At 52.3% G+C, this 18,541-nt stretch carries 18 protein-coding genes, 2 pseudogenes and 1 other annotated feature; of the genes and pseudogenes, 9 read left to right on the top strand and 11 right to left on the bottom strand.

Annotation, left to right across the window (positions count from 1 at the left end; all coding sequences use genetic code 11):
• The coding region (locus OGY09_RS25175; protein ID WP_286591113.1) for a UDP binding domain-containing protein at nt 1–387 on the top strand (387 nt) is incomplete at its 5' end.
• Nucleotides 388–447: 60 nt separating this feature from the next.
• Here the strand turns inward: OGY09_RS25175 and OGY09_RS25170 are convergent.
• Nucleotides 448–743 (bottom strand): annotated as a pseudogene (locus OGY09_RS25170) (protein CapI); the annotation flags it as partial.
• Nucleotides 744–902: 159 nt separating this feature from the next.
• Between OGY09_RS25170 and wzzB the strand changes: the two are divergent.
• Complete coding sequence (gene wzzB, locus OGY09_RS25165) at nt 903–1,886, top strand: LPS O-antigen chain length determinant protein WzzB (RefSeq protein WP_032943914.1); 984 nt, start codon at nt 903–905, stop codon at nt 1,884–1,886.
• A gap of 55 nt (nt 1,887–1,941) precedes the next feature.
• Here wzzB and hisIE read toward each other — a convergent pair whose 3' ends face one another.
• The 9 genes from hisIE to hisL all read right to left on the bottom strand — a co-directional run bounded on the left by hisIE (nt 1,942) and on the right by hisL (nt 9,294).
• Nucleotides 1,942–2,553 carry a bifunctional phosphoribosyl-AMP cyclohydrolase/phosphoribosyl-ATP diphosphatase HisIE gene (gene hisIE, locus OGY09_RS25160; RefSeq protein ID WP_000956425.1) on the bottom strand — a complete coding sequence of 204 codons (612 nt, stop codon included), beginning with the start codon at nt 2,551–2,553 and terminating at the stop codon, nt 1,942–1,944.
• Nucleotides 2,547–3,323, bottom strand: coding sequence for an imidazole glycerol phosphate synthase subunit HisF (hisF, locus tag OGY09_RS25155; protein WP_060683598.1), 777 nt, complete (start codon nt 3,321–3,323; stop codon nt 2,547–2,549). The genes hisIE and hisF overlap by 7 nt, the downstream gene beginning before the upstream one ends.
• Nucleotides 3,305–4,042, bottom strand: coding sequence for a 1-(5-phosphoribosyl)-5-[(5-phosphoribosylamino)methylideneamino]imidazole-4-carboxamide isomerase (gene hisA, locus OGY09_RS25150; RefSeq protein WP_048235079.1), 738 nt, complete (start codon nt 4,040–4,042; stop codon nt 3,305–3,307). The genes hisF and hisA overlap by 19 nt, the downstream gene beginning before the upstream one ends.
• On the bottom strand, nt 4,042–4,632 hold the full coding sequence (gene hisH / locus OGY09_RS25145) for an imidazole glycerol phosphate synthase subunit HisH (protein ID WP_048215981.1): 591 nt from the start codon (nt 4,630–4,632) through the stop codon (nt 4,042–4,044). Before hisH ends, hisA begins: the two co-directional genes overlap by 1 nt.
• Entirely contained in the window at nt 4,632–5,699 is a 1,068-nt protein-coding gene (gene hisB, locus OGY09_RS25140) for a bifunctional histidinol-phosphatase/imidazoleglycerol-phosphate dehydratase HisB (RefSeq protein WP_032943910.1), read from the bottom strand. The genes hisH and hisB overlap by 1 nt, the downstream gene beginning before the upstream one ends.
• A complete protein-coding gene (gene hisC / locus OGY09_RS25135) occupies nt 5,696–6,775 on the bottom strand; it encodes a histidinol-phosphate transaminase (RefSeq protein ID WP_032943909.1) in 1,080 nt (359 codons plus the stop codon). Before hisC ends, hisB begins: the two co-directional genes overlap by 4 nt.
• A complete protein-coding gene (gene hisD / locus OGY09_RS25130; protein ID WP_032943908.1) occupies nt 6,772–8,076 on the bottom strand; it encodes a histidinol dehydrogenase in 1,305 nt (434 codons plus the stop codon). Before hisD ends, hisC begins: the two co-directional genes overlap by 4 nt.
• Nucleotides 8,077–8,203: 127 nt before the next feature.
• The gene (gene hisG, locus OGY09_RS25125; RefSeq protein WP_003834191.1) at nt 8,204–9,103 is read right to left on the bottom strand and encodes an ATP phosphoribosyltransferase; all 900 of its coding nucleotides are present in this window, start codon (nt 9,101–9,103) and stop codon (nt 8,204–8,206) included.
• A gap of 45 nt (nt 9,104–9,148) precedes the next feature.
• Nucleotides 9,149–9,271: a sequence feature (His leader region), on the bottom strand.
• Nucleotides 9,247–9,294, bottom strand: coding sequence for a his operon leader peptide (hisL, locus tag OGY09_RS25120; RefSeq protein WP_100250077.1), 48 nt, complete (start codon nt 9,292–9,294; stop codon nt 9,247–9,249). (Overlaps the previous feature by 25 nt.)
• A gap of 174 nt (nt 9,295–9,468) precedes the next feature.
• On the opposite strand from hisL, the gene OGY09_RS25115 reads away from it, so the two are divergent.
• The 4 genes and pseudogenes from OGY09_RS25115 to plaP all read left to right on the top strand — a co-directional run bounded on the left by OGY09_RS25115 (nt 9,469) and on the right by plaP (nt 12,895).
• A complete protein-coding gene (locus OGY09_RS25115; protein ID WP_008785162.1) occupies nt 9,469–10,293 on the top strand; it encodes an SDR family oxidoreductase in 825 nt (274 codons plus the stop codon).
• A 41-nt stretch (nt 10,294–10,334) separates the two neighbouring features.
• A pseudogene (locus tag OGY09_RS25110) lies at nt 10,335–11,319 on the top strand (LysR family transcriptional regulator).
• Nucleotides 11,320–11,481: 162 nt separating this feature from the next.
• Entirely contained in the window at nt 11,482–11,544 is a 63-nt protein-coding gene (yoeI, locus tag OGY09_RS25325) for a membrane protein YoeI (protein WP_099045591.1), read from the top strand.
• Nucleotides 11,534–12,895 carry a putrescine/proton symporter PlaP gene (plaP, locus tag OGY09_RS25105; RefSeq protein ID WP_003834188.1) on the top strand — a complete coding sequence of 454 codons (1,362 nt, stop codon included), beginning with the start codon at nt 11,534–11,536 and terminating at the stop codon, nt 12,893–12,895. The genes yoeI and plaP overlap by 11 nt, the downstream gene beginning before the upstream one ends.
• A 58-nt stretch (nt 12,896–12,953) precedes the next feature.
• Here plaP and sbcB read toward each other — a convergent pair whose 3' ends face one another.
• Complete coding sequence (gene sbcB, locus OGY09_RS25100) at nt 12,954–14,378, bottom strand: exodeoxyribonuclease I (RefSeq protein ID WP_275399212.1); 1,425 nt, start codon at nt 14,376–14,378, stop codon at nt 12,954–12,956.
• Nucleotides 14,379–14,777: 399 nt separating this feature from the next.
• On the opposite strand from sbcB, the gene phsA reads away from it, so the two are divergent.
• From phsA to phsC, 3 genes are read left to right on the top strand one after another with little or no spacing between them, the layout of a single operon-like run.
• On the top strand, nt 14,778–17,051 hold the full coding sequence (gene phsA, locus OGY09_RS25095) for a thiosulfate reductase PhsA (protein WP_008785159.1): 2,274 nt from the start codon (nt 14,778–14,780) through the stop codon (nt 17,049–17,051).
• 14 nt (nt 17,052–17,065) lie between these two features.
• Complete coding sequence (gene phsB / locus OGY09_RS25090) at nt 17,066–17,644, top strand: thiosulfate reductase electron transport protein PhsB (RefSeq protein WP_275399211.1); 579 nt, start codon at nt 17,066–17,068, stop codon at nt 17,642–17,644.
• Complete coding sequence (phsC, locus tag OGY09_RS25085) at nt 17,641–18,408, top strand: thiosulfate reductase cytochrome B subunit (protein WP_125112533.1); 768 nt, start codon at nt 17,641–17,643, stop codon at nt 18,406–18,408. Before phsB ends, phsC begins: the two co-directional genes overlap by 4 nt.
• Nucleotides 18,409–18,541: the final 133 nt, after the last annotated feature.

Below are 18,541 nucleotides of genomic sequence, written 5' to 3'. Positions count from 1 at the left end.
CTGTTGGCGAATTATGCATCTGTGCCGAATAACATTATTGGCGCAATCGTTGATGCTAACCGTACGCGTAAGGACTTCATTGCAGACTCTATTCTTGCCCGTCAACCTAAAGTAGTTGGCGTATACCGTTTAATTATGAAAAGCGGTTCCGATAATTTCCGTGCATCATCCATTCAGGGCATCATGAAGCGCATTAAGGCAAAGGGCGTGCCTGTGATTATTTACGAACCCGTCGTGGAAGAGGACGAATTTTTCCACTCTCGGGTAGTGCGTGATCTTAATGTGTTCAAAAATGAAGCAGATATTATTATTTCTAACCGCATGGTGTCAGAATTAGCTGATGTTGCCGATAAAGTTTATACCCGCGATTTGTTTGGTAGTGATTAATCTCGTCTCCATAAAAAAGGCCTTAATATAAGGCCTTTTTTATTTTAATCAGGCCAGTAATCAAACTTTGTAGAAATCACGGTACCAGTCAACAAAGTTCTTCACCCCATCTTTTACCGTGGTTTCAGGTTTAAAACCAATTACCTCATACAGTGCTTTAGTGTCCGCGCTGGTTTCCAGCACATCACCTGGCGGTAGCGGTAGCATATTTTTCTTCGCTTCAATACTCAGTGCATCTTCCAGAGCCTGGATATAGTCCATTAGCTCAACCGGTTAACTATTGCCGATATTGTCGACGTGATAGGGCGCATGCTGGCCGTGGGCGTGCGCGTCTCTACGGTCCATTGCGTGTCTGCATCAGTACACTTTTTAAAACGTATCGTATTCCAGTAGTGTTTGAAATACCAATCAAAATCCCTGAAACAATTTGATTTTTTTATCATTAATCCTATGGCATTGCCGCAATTTATAGCTAAACTAATCCCAGTTTAAGTCTTTCCTTATCTAGGGTTTCTATGTCTGTAAGTGATAACAACATGTCCGGGCGCAGTCACGATCCGGAACAGATTGATCTGATTGATTTACTGGTACAGTTATGGCGTGGGAAGGTAACAATCGTTACCGCAATTGTTATTGCCATAGTGCTTGCTGTGGGCTATCTGGCAGTTGCTAAGGAGAAATGGACCTCAACAGCCATTATTACTCAACCGGATGTTGGTCAGATCGCCACATATAACAACGCCCTCAATGTTTTGTATGGTGCCAGTGCGCCCAAGGTTACTGAACTGCAGACAAACGTGGTTGGTCGTTTCAGTACCTCTTTCTCTGCATTGGCTGAAACGCTTGATAATCAGGAAGAACCGCAGAAACTGTTAATTGAACAGTCTGTGAAAGGTCAACCGCTGCCGTTAGCGGTTTCTTATGTGGGTAGCTCACCTGAAGACGCTCAGCGTCAGCTCGCCGAATACATTCAACAAACAGATGAAAAAGTTGCTAAAGAGCTGGAGCTTGACCTGGTTGATAATATCAAGTTGCAAACCACCACGTTGCAAGACTCTCTGAAAACTCAGGAAGTGGTCGCGCAGGAGCAAAAAGATCTACGAATTAAGCAAATTCAGGAAGCGCTGCGTTATGCAGAGCAGGCCGGGGTGACTAAGCCGCAAATTCAGCAGACGCAGGATGTGACGCAGGACAGTATGTTCCTGTTGGGTAGTGATGCCCTGAAGTCCATGATTGAGCACGAATCTACACGTCCTTTGATATTGTCTGATAACTACTTCCAGACCAAGCAAAAGCTGTTGGATATTGAAAGTCTTAAGCTTGAAGGGGCTGAGTTACACGCCTACCGCTATGTGATGAAACCAACGTTACCGATTCGTCGTGACAGCCCGAAAAAAGCGATTACCCTCGTGCTGGCGGTTCTGCTCGGTGGGATGATTGGTGCAGGCGTAGTGCTGGGGCGAAATGCTCTGCGCGGTTACAAAGCCAAAGCTGAGTAAGTTTGAACCTGACAACAAAAAACCGGGCTCAGCCCGGTTTTTTTACATCAGCAACTTACTGATGACGCTTACGTAAATTCTCAATCACCGTCGTCAGGTCGAGGTCCTGGTCTTGCAGCAGCACCAGCAGGTGATACATCAGATCAGAAGCTTCATTTGTCAGCTCAAAACGGTCGTTAACGGTCGCAGCCAGCGCGGTTTCTACGCCTTCTTCGCCCACTTTCTGTGCGATGCGTTTGGTGCCGCTGGCATACAGTTTCGCGGTGTAGGAGCTGGCTGGGTCAGCGGTTTTACGTTCGGCAAGCAATTGCTCAAGCTGATACAGGAACAGCCACTGGTGGCTTGCGTCACCAAAGCAGCTTGAGGTGCCTTTATGGCAGGTTGGGCCAATCGGGTTAACCAGCACCAGCAGGGTGTCGTTGTCGCAGTCAGGCGCAATGCTCACCACATTCAGGAAGTGACCGGAGGTCTCTCCTTTGGTCCACAGGCGCTGCTTGGTCCGTGAGAAAAAGGTCACTTTGCCGCTTTCGAGCGTTTTATCCAGCGCCTCCGGGTTCATATACCCCAGCATCAATACTTCACCGGAAACCGCATGCTGCACGATGACTGGCATCAGTCCGTCGGTTTTTTCCCAGTCCAGCTCGCGGCATTGTTGTTTCGTTAACATATCCTGATCTCCACGCCCTGTGTTGCCAGGTACGCTTTTAATTCGCCAATATTGATAATTTGCTTGTGAAAGACGGAGGCGGCAAGCGCGCCGTCAACGTCGGCATCCCGGAAAGCTTCGAGAAAGTGTTCCATGGTGCCCGCACCGCCGGAGGCAATCAGCGGGACGTGGCAAACATCACGCACTTTTTTCAGTTGCTCCAGGTCATAACCGTTACGTACGCCGTCCTGGTTCATCATGTTCAGGACGATTTCGCCCGCGCCTCGTTTTTGGACCTCCTGCACCCAGTCCAGTGTTTCCCAGTGCGTGACGCGGGTACGGCTTTCATCTCCGGTATACTGATTTACATGATATTTGCCGGTGTCGGCGTCATACCAGGTATCAATGCCCACCACGATGCACTGCACGCCGAAGCGGTCCGCCAGACGGGTGATAAGCTCCGGTTCGGCCAGCGCCGGGGAGTTGATGGAGATTTTGTCCGCCCCGAAGGAGAGAATGCGCGCCGCATCGTCGACGGATTTAATGCCGCCAGCTACGCAGAACGGAATATCGATCACTTCCGCCACGCGTGATACCCAGCTTTTATCCACTACGCGGCCATCGCTGGACGCGGTGATATCATAGAACACCAGTTCATCTGCGCCTTCATCGGCATAGCGTTTTGCCAGCGGGACGATGTCACCAATAATCTCGTGATTACGGAACTGGACGCCTTTTACCACCTGCCCGTCACGGACGTCCAGACAAGGAATTATGCGTTTTGCCAGCATTGAATGGCCTCCTCAACGGTGAACTTTCCTTCCAGCAGGGCGCGTCCGACGATCACGCCGCGAACTCCGGTCCCGCGCAGGGCCGCTACGTCCTCGATTCCGCCAATGCCGCCAGATGACTGAAATGCCACCTGCGGGTATTTGGCGCACACTTCTTCATACAGCGCGACGTTTGAGCCTGCCAGCGTACCGTCGCGGGAGATATCGGTGCACAGCACGTGCTTCAGGCCAACGGGTAAATAGGTCTCAACCAGTTCTTCCAGTGAAACCCCTGAATCTTCCTGCCAGCCACTGACCGCAACCTGTTTATTCCCGTGCTCGTCAATACGAACGTCCAGCGCCAGTACCAGCGCATCGGCACCAAAATGGGCAAACCAGCTCTTGACTATCTCGGGAGATTTTACCGCCGTCGAACCCACCACCACGCGCGCCACACCTGCGTCAAGAAGCGCCGCCACGTCTGCTTCCGTACGCACGCCGCCGCCAACCTGTACCGGAACATTGACGCCAGCGACCAGCGTTTTGATCAGCGGGATCTGGCGCTGCGCCGGGTCTTTTGCGCCGGTTAAATCTACCAGGTGCAGCACTTCAGCACCCTGGGCTGCATAATCCTGCAAACGGGGGAGAGGATCGTTGCCGTAATCACGTTGCTTAGCGTAATCGCCCTGATGAAGACGCACCACCGTGCCGTCGATTAAATCTAATGCCGGAATAATCATTACATCTCCAGAAAGTTTTTCAGCAACTGTGCCCCAGCCGCGCCCGAACGTTCCGGGTGAAACTGTACGCCAAAGAAATTGTCTTTTTGTACTGCCGCGGTAAACGGTTCGCCGTAATTGCACTGGGCGATGGTCCACGGGTTTACCGGCATAGCGTAGCTGTGTACAAAGTAGAAATAGGCGCCATCTCCAATGCCCTGGAACAGACGGTTCCCCGCCTGCGGATAGACGCGATTCCAGCCCATATGCGGCAGCGGCAGACCGAAATCGGTCATCTTCGGGACGTCTTGCTCAATAATGCCCAGCAGGGAGACACCGTTGCTCTCTTCGCTGCGACGGCCCAGCAGTTGCATACCTAAACAGATCCCCAGTACCGGTTGAGTACAGGCTTTAATCAGTTCAATCAGTTCGCGCTCGTGCAACTGGTCCATAGCCGCCTGCGCGGTGCCGACGCCCGGCAGAAACAGTTTATCGGCGCGCAGCACTACGTCCGGGTCACGGCTGACAACAGGATCGTATCCGTGGCGTGCGACGGCGGATTTTACCGAGTGCAGGTTGGCGCAACCGGTGTCCAGAATCACCACGTTCATTACAGCACTCCTTTTGAGGAGGGCAGCGTGTCGCCTTCTACACGAATCGCCTGACGCAGCGTACGGCCAAAGGCTTTAAACAGGCTCTCCACACGGTGGTGGTCATTTTTGCCTTTGGTTTTCAGGTGCAGGGTGACGCCCATAGTGTAAGAAAGTGAACGGAAGAAGTGTTCGATCATCTCCGTGCTCAGATCGCCAACGCGCTGGTAGGTAAACTCCGCGCGGTACTCCAGGTGTGGACGGCCGGAGATATCCAGCGCGCAACGTGCCAGACACTCATCCATCGGCAGCACAAAACCAAAACGGTTGATGCCGCGTTTATCGCCTAACGCCAGCTTTAAGGCTTCGCCCAGCGCCAGACCGGTATCTTCAACGGTGTGGTGATCGTCTATATACAGATCGCCCTTGACGGCAATCTCCATGCGAAAACCGCCGTGGGTGGCGATTTGATCCAGCATGTGGTCAAAGAAGCCAACGCCGGTATTGATTTTGCTGCGGCCTTCGCGGTCCAGCCAGACTTTGACGTCAATCTGCGTTTCTTTAGTATTACGCTCAACGTGTGCGTAGCGGTCACGTTTGGTCAACTGCTCGCCGATCATCGCCCAGTTCAGGGTATCGCGATGGTAACGCAATCCGCTAATGCCCATGTTTTCAGCGAGCTGAATATCGGTTACCCGATCGCCAATGACGTAGCTGTTCGCCATATCCATGGCCTGTTCAACCAGATACTGTTCAACCAGCTTCACTTTTGGCTTACGGCAATCGCACTCGTCTGCTGGCAGGTGCGGGCAGATCAATACCTCATCAAACGTCACGCCCTGAGAAGTGAAAATTTGCATCATCAGGTTATGCGGACCGTCAAAATCAGCCTGCGGGAAACTCTGGGTTCCGAGTCCATCCTGGTTAGTGATCATAACCAGCTTAAAACCTGCTTTTTGCAGTTTCAGCAAAACGGGAACAACTTCCGGCTCGAAGGCGAGTTTGTCAAAGCGATCGACCTGAAAGTCACTTGGCGGTTCGGAAATCAGGGTTCCATCACGGTCAATAAAAAGATACTTCTGGCTCATACTTGCTCCGCACGTAAGGCGTCAATGACGCGCTGGCTCTCTTCACGGGTTCCGACAGTAATTCGCAGGCAGCCGCTTAACGAAGGTTGTTTATTCTGATCTCGTAAGATAATGCCCTGATCCCACAAAGATTTAAATACGCTGCTGGAGGCGGTGAAGCGCGCCAGAACATAGTTGGTTTCAGAATCGAATACCTGCTCTACACAGCGAATTGTTTTCAGGTTATCTACCAGATACTGACGTTCTTGCAGGATCTGCTCTACGCGTTTACGCATGGCGGAAATCCCTTGCGGCGTCAGCGCCTGGGCGGCGATATCTGCCACCGGCGTAGAGAGTGGGTAAGGGGCAATCACTTTTAACAGCAGATTGATAACCTCTTCATTCGCCAGCGTAAATCCGCAGCGTAAACCGGCGAGCGCAAACGCTTTGGACAACGTGCGTAATATCACCAGATGCGGATACTCAGACAGCCAGCCTGCCAGCGTGGCCTGCGGGCAAAACTCAATATAGGCCTCATCAGCGACCACAATAGCTTTACCTTGCGTCATGTCGAGCAGTGAACGCAGATCCTGCGGGTTAATCAGCTGGCCGGTTGGGTTATTAGGGCTGCATACGTAGACTACCTTCACGCCATCAAGCTTGTCCGCGATGCCTTGCAAATCCAGTTGCCAGTCGTCGAGTGTTGGAACGGTGCGGCACTCAACGCCAATCGTTTCGGCGCTGACGCTGTACATGCCATAAGTCGGCGGGCAGTACAGAATCGCATCTTTACCGGGTTCGCAAAACGCGCGCACCAGCAGTTCGATCCCTTCATCTGCGCCGCGGCTGACCAGCACCTGCTCCGGTTTGACGCCAGCATACTGCGCGTAATTCTCAATCACCGCTTTCGGCTGACACTCCGGGTAGCGGTTCAGCGTTTGCTGAGTGAGCTGGAACTCAACGGCGGTGGGGTATTCATTCGCGTTGAGCCAGACATCGCCGTTACCGCCGAGACGACGGGCAGACTGATAGGGCGTTAATTCGCGAACATTCTTACGGGCTAAATCAGTGACGCTGAGAAAGTTGTCAGTGCTCATGCTTGCTCCTTCAGGGCGTTAACGCGCAGGGTGACGGCATTTTTGTGGGCAGTCAGTCGTTCAGCAGCGGCCAGTGTTTCAATGGTTGAGGCCAGGGCAGAGAAACCTTGTGGGGTTAATTCCTGTACGGTCATCCGTTTTTGGAAATCAGCCAGCCCAAGGCTTGAGCAGGTCGCGGTATAGCCGTAGGTCGGAAGAACGTGGTTGGTGCCAGAAGCATAGTCGCCTGCGGATTCCGGCGACCAGTCGCCGAGGAACACCGAACCGGCGCTGGTGATCTCATCAACCAGTTCACGCGCGTTGCGGGTCTGAATAATCAGGTGTTCCGGACCGTAGGCGTTAGATATTTCAACGCACTGCGCCAGATCTTTCGCCACGATTAAGCGGCTGGCGGAGAGTGCCTGACGTGCGGTCTCAGCGCGGGAAAGCTCAGCGAGCTGGCGTTCAACGGCTTTGGCAACGCCTTCGGCAAGCGTAGCGTCTGGCGTCAGGAGAATAACCTGCGAGTCGGGGCCGTGTTCTGCCTGAGAAAGCAGGTCAGAGGCAACAAAGTCCGGCGTCGCGCCGCTGTCGGCGATAACCAGCACTTCGGACGGGCCAGCAGGCATGTCGATGGCCGCGCCGTCAAGACGCTGGCTGACCTGGCGTTTGGCTTCGGTCACATATGCATTGCCCGGCCCGAAGATTTTATCGACCTTAGGAATAGATTCGGTGCCCAGCGCCAGCGCGGCAATAGCCTGCGCGCCGCCTACATTAAACACCTCTTTTACGCCACACAGCTGCGCGGCGTAGAGGATTTCATCGGCAATCGGCGGCGGTGAGCACAGTACCACTTTTTTGCAACCGGCGATGCGCGCCGGGGTCGCCAGCATTAATACGGTGGAAAACAGCGGTGCCGAACCTCCAGGAATATACATGCCCACGGAAGCGATAGGGCGGGTAACCTGCTGGCAGCGTACGCCCGGCTGGGTTTCGATATCCACCGGCGGTAGAATTTGCGCGCTGTGGAAAGTATCAATATTACGCACCGCCGCCTGCATGGCTTGTTTCAGTTCGTCGCTCAGGCGACTGCTGGCTTGCTGGATTTCTTCCTCGGTGACGCGCAGCGCGCCAACCTCGGTTTTATCAAACTTCGCGCTGTATTCACGCAGCGCCCGGTCGCCGTTATTTTTGACGTTCTCAAGGATCTCAGCCACTGTGCGGCTGATGCTTTCAGAGGCGGAAATTGCCGGGCGCATCAACAGTTCGCGCTGCTGCTCAGGGCTACAGCTATTCCAGTCAATCAGGGTATTGAAGCTCATGGTCGTTACTCCATCATCGGGTGTTGCCGGATGGCGGCGCTGCCTTATCCGGCCTACAAGACCCGTAATATCAATGATTGTGACAATTCTTGTAGGCCTGATAAGCGAAGCGCCATCAGGCATCAGATCACTCCATCATCTTCTCAATCGGCAACACCAGAATTGAGCTGGCACCGAGCGCTTTCAGTTTTTCCATTGTTTCCCAGAACAGGGTTTCGCTGCTGACCATGTGCATGGCAACACGCTGCTGGTCGCCCGCCAGAGGCAGAATGGTAGGGCGCTCAGCGCCGGGCAACAGGGCGATGACCTCGTCCAGACGCTCGCTCGGCGCGTGCATCATGATGTATTTGGATTCACGGGCCTGAATAACCCCCTGGATACGGGTTAGCAGTTTGTCGATCAGTTGTTGCTTGGCTTCGGCCATTTCGCCGTCGCGCTGAATCAGACAGGCTTTAGAGCGGTAGATCACTTCTACTTCGCGCAGACCGTTGGCTTCAAGCGTTGCGCCGGTGGATACCAGATCGCAAATCGCATCAGCCAGACCCGCACGGGGAGCGACTTCTACTGAGCCGTTTAACAGACAAGATTTAAACGAAACTCCTTTCTGATCGAGATAACGTTTGAGCAGGTGCGGGTAAGAGGTCGCGATACGTTTACCGTTCAGCGCTGCCGGGCCATCCCAGGCTTCATCAACCGGGGTAGCCAGCGAGAGACGGCAGCCGCCGAAGTCCAGACGGCGCAGAGTAAAATAGCGAGGGTCTTCACCCTGTGCCCGGCGGTTGAGCAGTTCCTCTTCCAGAACGTTTTCCCCGATGATGCCGAGGTCAACGACACCGTCCATCACCAGACCCGGGATATCGTCATCACGCACGCGCAGAATATCGATCGGCATGTTCTCCGCCATCGCAATCAGGCGCTGGGTGTGAAGATTAATTTTAATGCCGCAACGGGCCAGTAATTCGCGTGAATCATCGCTTAAGCGGCCTGATTTCTGCATAGCTATGCGTAAACGGGTGTTGTCTAACATTCTTTATTCCTCGTTATCCTGTCTGAATCAGTTTGGGTCACGCACAAAAAAAAGCCCCCGGAAGAAATCTTCCGGGGGCTTTCTCATACGCTCATGCACCGCTGGAAGATTTAAACGTCTCCCAGCACACATCGCCTGAAAGACTAGTCAGGATGATGGTGATGATGGTGTTTGAATTGAGCGCGTGTCATAAATTTTCTCGATGAATGTTTATTCATTTGATGTCTTTTAACCTAAACCACTTTAGCTACGGAAAGCAAGGGCTTTTTTTGATCATTAATTCATTTCATATTGATACTATGAATTGTCAGCCACCGTGGGCTGGCGTAGCCTTGCGTTATAGGCCAAAAGTCAGGAGAGAAGGCATGAAAAAGGTCGCAATTGTCGGGTTAGGTTGGTTAGGCATGCCGTTAGCCATGTCGCTGGCGGCGAGAGGCTGGCAGGTTACCGGCAGCAAAACCACATTGGATGGGGTGGAAGCGGCCCGCATGAGCGGTATCGAGAGTTATTCGCTGCGCCTGGAACCTGAACTGGTCTGTGAGGCTGACGATCTCGATGCACTGATGGACGCCGATGCGCTGGTTATTACGCTGCCTGCGCGTCGTAGCGGTCCTGGGGAAGCATTTTACTTGCAGGCAATGCAGGAGCTGGTCGACAGCGCGCTGGCGTATCGGATCCCACGAATTATTTTTACCAGTTCGACGTCAGTCTATGGTGACGTTCAAGGCACAGTGAAAGAGGGGACGCCGCGTAATCCGGTCACGGCGAGCGGTCGTGTCCTGAAAGAACTTGAAGACTGGTTGCACAATTTGCCAGGCACGTCGGTGGATATTTTGCGTCTGGCCGGGTTGGTCGGTCCGGGAAGACATCCTGGTCGCTTCTTCGCTGGCAAGACGGCACCTGACGGACATCATGGCGTCAATCTGGTGCATCTGGACGATGTGGTTTCTGCCATCACGTTACTGCTGCAAGCGCCTAAAGGGGGACACATCTATAATATATGTGCGCCTATGCATCCAGCGCGTAACGTGTTCTATCCGCAGATGGCCCGCCAGTTGGGGATGGAGCCGCCGGAATTTCGCGGCGGTACGGATAACGGTAAAGGTAAAGTCATTGATGGCAACCGTATTTGTAATGAGCTTGGGTTTGAGTACCAGTATCCTGACCCGCTGGTGATGCCGATGGAGTGACAATCCAGCAGAGTGCCGCTGTATACCGCCAGGGGGCGAGTATGAAACCACTGCTGGACGTTCTTATCATCCTCGATGCATTAGAAAAAGAGGGCAGTTTCGCGGCGGCGTCGGCAAAATTGTTTAAGACGCCGTCTGCGCTTAGCTACACCGTCCATAAGCTGGAAAGCGATCTTAATATTCAGCTACTCGATCGCAGCGGACACCGGGCTAAGTTCACCCGCACCGGGCAGATGCTGCTGGAAAAGGGGCGGGAGGTGCTGCACACCGTCCGCGAACTTGAAAAGCAGGCGATTAAACTTCACGAAGGCTGGGAGAATGAACTGGTTATTGGCGTAGATGATACGTTTCCCTTTTCACTGCTGGCCCCACTCATCGAATCTTTCTATCAACACCACAGCGTGACGCGCCTGAAGTTTATCAATGGCGTGCTGGGCGGCTCCTGGGATGCCCTCACTCAAGGCCGGGCGGATATTATCGTTGGTGCCATGCATGAACCTCCTGCAGCGAGCGAATTTGGCTTTGCACGGCTCGGGGTTTTGGAACAGGTGTTTGTGGTTGCGCCGCATCACCCGCTGGCGCAGGAACAGGAACCGTTAAATCGTCGTACCATTCGCCGTTTTCGCGCCATTGTAGTGGGCGATAATGCGCAGCATGCCAACGTCTCAGGCTCCCAGGTGCTTGACGATCAGGAAGCTATTACCGTTTTTGACTTCAAAACCAAGCTGGAACTGCAAATCAGCGGTCTGGGATGTGGTTATATTCCGCGCTACCTGGCGCAGCGATTTCTGGAGAGCGGCGCACTGATCGAGAAAAAAGTGGTCGCGCAAATTGTCTTTGAACCCGTGTGGATAGGCTGGAATGAACAGACCGCCGGGTTGGCCAGTGCCTGGTGGCGGGATGAAATTTTAGCAAATAGTGCTATTGCGGGGGTGTATGTTAAAACGGCTGCTGACAAATCAATCAGTTAAGAAAAAATATTCTTTTGTGGTCGCTTCAATCTCTTGTTATTTCTCCCCAATTTAGGGCAAAATACGCCGCTTGCAAAAAATGACATTAACCGACGTTTTAATACGCGTCGGTTATTTTTTTGCATCAAACCAATCATTCATAAAAGAGGCCGGGCTTCGTACCGGATAGATACTTACTTAAAAATCGACAGTTGTTGTCGCTGAGGATTAACAAAAAATGGGGCAATTTTTTGCTTACGCGACGGTTTTCGCCGTAATGGGGGATAACCATGTCGCATAACGCTACTCCAAACACCTCTCGCGTGGAATTACGTAAAACGCTTACGCTGGTTCCGGTTGTCATGATGGGCCTTGCCTATATGCAGCCGATGACGCTGTTCGATACATTCGGTATCGTATCAGGAATGACCGATGGTCACGTCCCGACAGCTTACGCCTTTGCACTGATCGCCATCCTCTTTACCGCACTGAGCTACGGTAAACTGGTGCGTCGCTATCCGTCTGCAGGCTCTGCCTACACTTACGCCCAGAAATCCATTAGCCCGACCGTTGGCTTTATGGTGGGTTGGTCATCACTGCTGGACTACCTGTTCGCTCCGATGATCAACATTCTGTTGGCAAAAATTTATTTTGAAGCCCTGGTGCCGTCGATACCGTCATGGATATTCGTGGTGGCGCTGGTGGCCTTTATGACCGCCTTCAACCTGCGCAGCCTTAAATCCGTTGCGAATTTCAACACCGTAATCGTGTTGTTGCAGGTGGTGCTGATTGCAGTGATCCTCGGCATGGTCGTTTATGGCGTGTTCGAAGGGGAAGGTGCCGGTACGCTGGCGAGCAGCCGTCCGTTCTGGTCAGGTGATGCACACGTGATCCCGATGATCACGGGCGCGACCATCCTGTGCTTCTCGTTCACCGGTTTTGACGGTATCAGCAACCTGTCAGAAGAAACCAAAGACGCTGAGCGTGTGATCCCGCGTGCGATTTTCCTGACCGCGCTGATTGGTGGCCTGATCTTTATCGTCTCCACCTATCTGTTGCAGCTGTACTTCCCGGATATCTCGCGCTTCAAGGATCCAGACGCTTCGCAGCCGGAAATCATGCTGTACGTCGCCGGTAAGTTCTTCCAGGTTGGCGCGCTGATTTTCTCTACCATTACCGTATTGGCATCCGGTATGGCGGCGCATGCTGGCGTAGCGCGTCTGATGTACGTGATGGGGCGTGACGGCGTGTTCCCGAAAAGTTTCTTCGGTTATGTACACCCGAAATGGCGTACTCCGTCTATGAACATCATTCTGGTTGGTGCGATTGCTCTGCTGGCAATCAACTTCGACCTGGTGATGGCGACGGCGCTGATTAACTTTGGTGCGCTGGTGGCGTTTACCTTCGTTAACCTGTCGGTGATCTCCCAGTTCTGGATCCGTGAGAAGCGTAACAAGACGCTGAAAGACCACTTCCAGTATCTGTTCCTGCCGATGTGCGGTGCGCTGACCGTTGGTGCGTTGTGGGTGAATCTGGAAGAGAGCTCAATGGTTCTGGGTCTGATATGGGCCGGTATCGGTCTGATTTACCTGGCTTGTGTGACCAAAAGCTTCCGCAATCCGGTGCCGCAGTACGACGAAGATGTCGCGTAATAACGGCATTTAACTAAAAAAAACGGAGACATGTTCTCCGTTTTTTTATACGTGGGATTTATACAATCTCTTCGGCATACTGCCAGAGTGATTTCAGCAGCATCAACTTTTCTTTGTTATCCGCATATTGCTGGCTCAATAGCTGCAGTTCATTGGCGTAATTTTGCAAAAACTCCGGTGTGAATACCTGGCGACGATGGTCCAGCCAGCGTTGCTGTTCTGCTTCGTCCAGCGTTCCGGGGAAGTTACGTGCACGGTAATTAAACAACAGTTGTTCAATGCGCTTATCGACAAAAGAGATATCCAGCGCCGGTAAATTGCGCGGTTCGGTTTCCAGAACGATTTTCATCGCCGCACGGTCAGCATCGCTGAAAAAGCCGTTATAAAGTTGGGCATCTACGTTATCTGATGGTGTAAAGGGTTCCGCATCGGCAAAGATCGCGACCACTTTGTCGCGTATCTGCGGATTTTCACGCAGAACTTTGAGATTATCCAGACAGTGCTGGCGGTTAATACCAAGACGGTCAGCATCTTCCGGACGCAGGGTATTCGCCTGTGCCAGTACCGGGCATTTGTTGATGTGCACCAGTTTAACCGGTACGGCCGGGTTATCACCCAGATCCGCTTTAGACGTGTAAAGCCGCTCGCGCAGGGCGTCACTGTCGAGTTCGAGCAGCGGCGAAATATCACCGGCTAAGTCGACCATAATAACCGCGTTACGATTCTCCGGATGCCACGCCAACGGCGCTACCCAACTGGTGTTTCCGCGCCATGCGCCGAACATACCAGAGACATGGACCAGCGGCTTCATTTGCGGGACATCAATCAGCGCGGCCAGCTTGTGCTTATTACGATGGGTGTAGAGATAATCAAAAAGTCGCGGCTGGCGCGACTTCACTAATTGCGCCATTGCGATCGTGGCGTATACGTCCGCCATCGCATCGTGAGCATTGGTATGCTCAATACCGTTGGCTTTGGTCAAATGTTCCAGGCGGAAGCTGGGTAAGCCGTCGTCGTTTTCCGGCCAGTTAATGCCTTCAGGGCGCAGGGCATAGCAGGCGCGCATCACATCCAGCAGATCCCAGCGCGAATTATCGTTCTGCCAGCTCCAGGCATAGGGATCGTAGAAATTGCGATACAGGATGTTGCGCGTCACCTCATCATCGAAGCGCACGTTGTTATAGCCCAGGATACAGGTTTTCGGCACGGTGAACAGGGCGTGGATGCGTGCAGCAAAAGCGGCTTCATTTTCTCCCTTTTCACGTGCTTCCTGCGGTGTGATACCCGTAATCAACACCGCCTCAGGCTGCGGCAGATAATCGTCCGCGGGTTTGCAATAAAAGACTTCTGGTTCACCGATGATGTTGAAATCATTATCTGTGCGTATAGCCGCAAATTGCGCGGGTCTGTCCAGCGCCGGATGGGTACCAAAGGTCTCGTAATCGTGGAAGAGAAAACCAGGTTGCTGCTTGCCGTCATTCATTGTTCAGTTATGTCCGGGATCAATTTAGCGCTGGTTCAAGAATACCAAAAAATAGCGAGATAATCAGCTATGGCATTATCGAAGCTGGATTGTGTACGCAATAAAATTGAGATAAACAGGACATTAATGGAATTAATTAATAAATTCCGCACTGTTAAAATAAATTACGGAAATAAAACATCTTGAAGTTGCGGGGTTGTAAATAATCTAACTGATAACCATTATTGTTATTTCCTTTTTATTTACTGTGTTCTGGAAACTTTAAAAATCTTTTATAAACAATGGTTTTTTATTTATGTCAATTCGCTGTCATGCATTGTAATGAAATGTGACTGATGTAAAAAATAAATAATCTAAACGCCATATAATTATTGGATATATCTAATAACAGGAGGTTATATGAGCATTAGTCGGCGTAATTTTTTGCGAGGAGTGGGTATAGGCTGTTCAGCCTGTGCGATAGGCAGTTTCCCGCCTGGGGCACTGGCGCGAAATTCTCCAGAGAGTATCAAAGGGAAAACATCCCTGACGCCAAGTTTGTGCGAGATGTGTTCTTTTCGCTGCCCAATTCAGGCTCAGGTGATTAATAATAAAACGGTTTTTATTCAGGGAAACCCTAATGCGCCACAACAGGGGACACGTGTCTGCGCTCGCGGCGGCAGCGGCGTTAGCCTGGTCAACGACCCTCATCGCATTGTTAAACCCATGAAACGTACAGGACCTCGCGGGAGCGGTGACTGGCAGGTTATTAGCTGGGAACAGGCGTATAAAGAAATCGCCGAAAAAATGACGGCAATAAAAACGCAATATGGTCCCCAGGGAGTCGTCTTCTCGTCTAAATCTGGCTCGCTGTCTGGTCATTTATTTCACCTCGCGACCGCTTTCGGGTCACCGAATACCTTTACTCATGCATCAACGTGTCCTGCCGGTAAAGCCATTGCCGCTAAAGTTATGATGGGTGGCGATTTAGCCATGGATATCGCCAATACCCGTTATATGGTCTCTTTTGGCCATAACCTCTATGAAGGGATCGAGGTTGCTGATACGCATGAGCTGATGACCGCGCAGGAGAAGGGGGCGAAGATGGTCAGCTTCGATCCCCGTCTGTCCGTATTCTCCAGCAAGGCGGATGAATGGCATGCGCTCAAGCCGGGCGGCGATTTACCGGTGCTGATGGCCATGTGTCACGTCATGATCAATGAAAATCTGTATGACGCGGACTTTGTGGCGCGCTACACCACGGGGTTTGAGCAACTGGCAGAAGCGGTACAAGAGACCACGCCGGAATGGGCGCAGCAGCTCGCGGATGTGCCTGCTGATGTCATTGTTCGGGTCACCCGCGAAATGGCCGCCTGCGCGCCTCATGCTATCGTCAGTCCGGGCCATCGCGCGACGTTTTCGCAAGAAGAAATTGATATGCGGCGCATGATTTTTACCCTCAATGTGCTGCTTGGCAATATTGAGCGTGAAGGCGGTTTGTATCAGAAAAAAGCGGCGGCAACTTACAATAAGCTGGCTGGAGAGAAGGTCGCTCCGGTGCTGGCAAAACCCGATGTCAAATTACCCAAGCCAACGGCGCAGCGTATCGATCTGGTAGCCCCGCAGTTTAAGTACATCGCGGCGGGCGGTGGTGTGGTGCAAAGCATCATTGATGCTGTGTTAAATCAGACGCCTTATCCGGTGAAGGGATGGATTATGTCCCGACACAACCCTTTCCAAACCGTAACCTGTCGACCAGATCTGGTCAAAACCGTTGAACAGCTCGACCTTGTGGTCAGTTGTGATGTCTACCTAAGCGAAAGCGCGGCGTATGCCGACTACCTTTTGCCTGAATGTACTTACCTTGAGCGCGATGAAGAAGTTTCAGACATGTCGGGTCTGAATCCAGCCTATGCCCTGCGTCAGCAGGTAGTAGAACCTATTGGTGATGCGCGTCCGAGCTGGCAAATCTGGAAAGAGCTGGCCGTGCAGTTAGGCCTTGGCCAATTCTACCCATGGCAGGATATGCAAACGCGTCAGTTATACCAGCTTAATGGCGATCATGCGCTATCTGCTGAATTGCGTCAGAAAGGGTATCGGGAGTGGGGTGTTCCGTTGCTGCTGCGTGAACCTGAAGCGGTGCGTCAGTTTGTGGAACGCTATCCGGGCGCGGTGGCGGTTGACAGCGACGGTACCTATGGCGAGCAACTGCGCTTTAAATCTCCGTCAGGAAAAATCGAACTCTATTCCGAAGAGCTGGAAACGCTCCTGCCTGGATACGGTATTCCGCGCGCGCGCAATTTTGCGCTTAAAGGCGACAGTGAACTCTATTTTATCCAGGGAAAAGTGGCGGTTCATACCAACGGTGCGACGCAATACGTGCCACTGCTTAGCGAGTTGATGTGGGATAACGCGGTGTGGATCCACCCGCAAACGGCCCGTGAAAAAGGCATCAAAAGCGGTGATGACATCTGGCTGGAAAATGCGACCGGCAAGGAAAAAGGCAAAGCGCTGGTCACCGCCGGAATTCGGCCCGATACGCTGTTTGTTTATATGGGATTTGGCGCCAAGGCGGGAGCCAAAACCGCAGCGACAACGCACGGTATCCATTGCGGTAATTTGCTTCCGCATGTTACCAGTCCGGTTTCCGGTACGGTGGTCCACACCGCTGGCGTTACGCTTCGTCGGGCATGAGAAAGGAGAACATCATGAATCAATCTACGAACCCTTATGTCATGCTGCATGACGAGAAACGCTGTATCGGCTGTCAGGCATGTACGGTTGCCTGCAAAGTTCTGAATGATGTGCCAGAGGGATTTAGCCGTCTACAGGTGCTGATCCGTTCACCCGAACATGAACCCGAGGTGCTGTCCCACTTCCAGTTTGTTCGCGTTTCCTGTCAGCATTGTGAAGATGCGCCGTGTGTCAGCGTTTGTCCGACCGGTGCATCATTTCGCGACGAAAATGGCATTGTGCAAGTGGATAAGTCTCGCTGTATTGGCTGTGACTACTGCGTTGCCGCTTGTCCGTTCCATGTCCGTTATCTCAATCCGCAAACGGGAATTGCCGACAAATGTAACTTCTGCGCAGATACCCGACTCGAGAGCGGTCAATCGCCCGCCTGCGTTTCCGTTTGTCCGACGGATGCGCTGAAATTTGGTCGTCGTGACGACCCGGAAATTCAGCACTGGATAAATCAAAAAGAGGTTTATCGCCAGCAGGATACGCGTAGCGGTCCGGTGAGTGTTTATCGGCGTAAAGAGATCCATCAGGAGGGTAAAGCATGAATTCTATCTGGGGAGCAGAGCTTAACTATGCGCCGGACTACTGGCCGCTGTGGCTCATTTATGCAGGCGTTGTTATTGTGCTGATGATTGCGGGCCTGGTTATGCACGCGCTGTTACGTCGGATGCTGGCACCCAAAACAGCAACCGGAGAAGAACATCGGGATTACCTTTATTCTCTGGCAGTCCGCCGCTGGCACTGGGGTAATGCGCTGCTTTTTATCCTGCTTTTGCTGAGTGGCCTGTTTGGTCACTTCTCTGTCGGACCGGTGGCATTGATGGTGCAGGTACATACCTGGTGCGGTTTCGCCTTGTTGGCCTTCTGGGTTGGTTTTGTGCTAATCAACGCAACCAGCGGCAACGGTTGTCATTACCGGGTGAAGTTTAACGGGTTGATATCACGCTGCTTGTTGCAAACGCGCTTTTATCTGTATGGCATCATGAAGGGTGAACCACACCCGTTTGCCGCAACGGCAGAGAGTAAATTTAACCCGCTACAACAGCTGGCTTATCTGGCCATCATGTATGCGCTGGTTCCGCTGCTAATCATCACCGGGTTGTTATGCCTCTACCCGCAGGTGATAGGGGCAGGGCCTGTGATGCTGGTGCTGCATATGGTGTTGGCGATTGTCGGCTTACTGTTCATCTGTGCGCATATTTACCTGTGCACGCTGGGTGACACGCCGGGGCAAATTTTCCGCAGCATGATAGATGGCTATCATCGTCATCGCAGCCATCACGCAGAGACAGCACCGCGCAAAGGGTAATGCCCGCCGCGGTTGATATCTGAAAACCTTTCCTTACAGCAAGAAAATGTGCCTTATGTCACATTTTCTTGCAATTTATCCATGTTTGTTCGCCAGAACTTCCGTAAAAAGAACGGCTATTTCTCCATTTCCT

Origin of the sequence: Citrobacter sp. Cpo071 (assembly GCF_030332765.1) — a bacterium.
In the GTDB taxonomy this organism is placed as follows: domain Bacteria; phylum Pseudomonadota; class Gammaproteobacteria; order Enterobacterales; family Enterobacteriaceae; genus Citrobacter; species Citrobacter portucalensis.
The sequence above is the reverse complement of the archived record's forward strand: the minus strand, read 5'-3'. Positions and strand labels throughout refer to the sequence as shown.

Bases quoted from the DNA above. Each gene is read 5' to 3' on its own strand.
- hisB (WP_032943910.1), bottom strand. From the start codon at position 5,699: ATGAGCCAGAAGTATCTTTTTATTGACCGTGATGGAACCCTGATTTCC.
- phsA (WP_008785159.1), top strand. From the start codon at position 14,778: ATGAGCATTAGTCGGCGTAATTTTTTGCGAGGAGTGGGTATAGGCTGT.
- sbcB (WP_275399212.1), bottom strand. From the start codon at position 14,378: ATGAATGACGGCAAGCAGCAACCTGGTTTTCTCTTCCACGATTACGAG.
- hisD (WP_032943908.1), bottom strand. From the start codon at position 8,076: ATGAGCTTCAATACCCTGATTGACTGGAATAGCTGTAGCCCTGAGCAG.
- wzzB (WP_032943914.1), top strand. From the start codon at position 903: ATGTCTGTAAGTGATAACAACATGTCCGGGCGCAGTCACGATCCGGAA.
- phsC (WP_125112533.1), top strand. From the start codon at position 17,641: ATGAATTCTATCTGGGGAGCAGAGCTTAACTATGCGCCGGACTACTGG.
- hisG (WP_003834191.1), bottom strand. From the start codon at position 9,103: ATGTTAGACAACACCCGTTTACGCATAGCTATGCAGAAATCAGGCCGC.
- hisIE (WP_000956425.1), bottom strand. From the start codon at position 2,553: ATGTTAACGAAACAACAATGCCGCGAGCTGGACTGGGAAAAAACCGAC.
- hisH (WP_048215981.1), bottom strand. From the start codon at position 4,632: ATGAACGTGGTGATTCTGGACACCGGTTGCGCCAACCTGCACTCGGTA.
- OGY09_RS25115 (WP_008785162.1), top strand. From the start codon at position 9,469: ATGAAAAAGGTCGCAATTGTCGGGTTAGGTTGGTTAGGCATGCCGTTA.
- plaP (WP_003834188.1), top strand. From the start codon at position 11,534: ATGTCGCATAACGCTACTCCAAACACCTCTCGCGTGGAATTACGTAAA.
- hisA (WP_048235079.1), bottom strand. From the start codon at position 4,042: ATGATTATTCCGGCATTAGATTTAATCGACGGCACGGTGGTGCGTCTT.
- hisC (WP_032943909.1), bottom strand. From the start codon at position 6,775: ATGAGCACTGACAACTTTCTCAGCGTCACTGATTTAGCCCGTAAGAAT.
- phsB (WP_275399211.1), top strand. From the start codon at position 17,066: ATGAATCAATCTACGAACCCTTATGTCATGCTGCATGACGAGAAACGC.
- hisF (WP_060683598.1), bottom strand. From the start codon at position 3,323: ATGCTGGCAAAACGCATAATTCCTTGTCTGGACGTCCGTGACGGGCAG.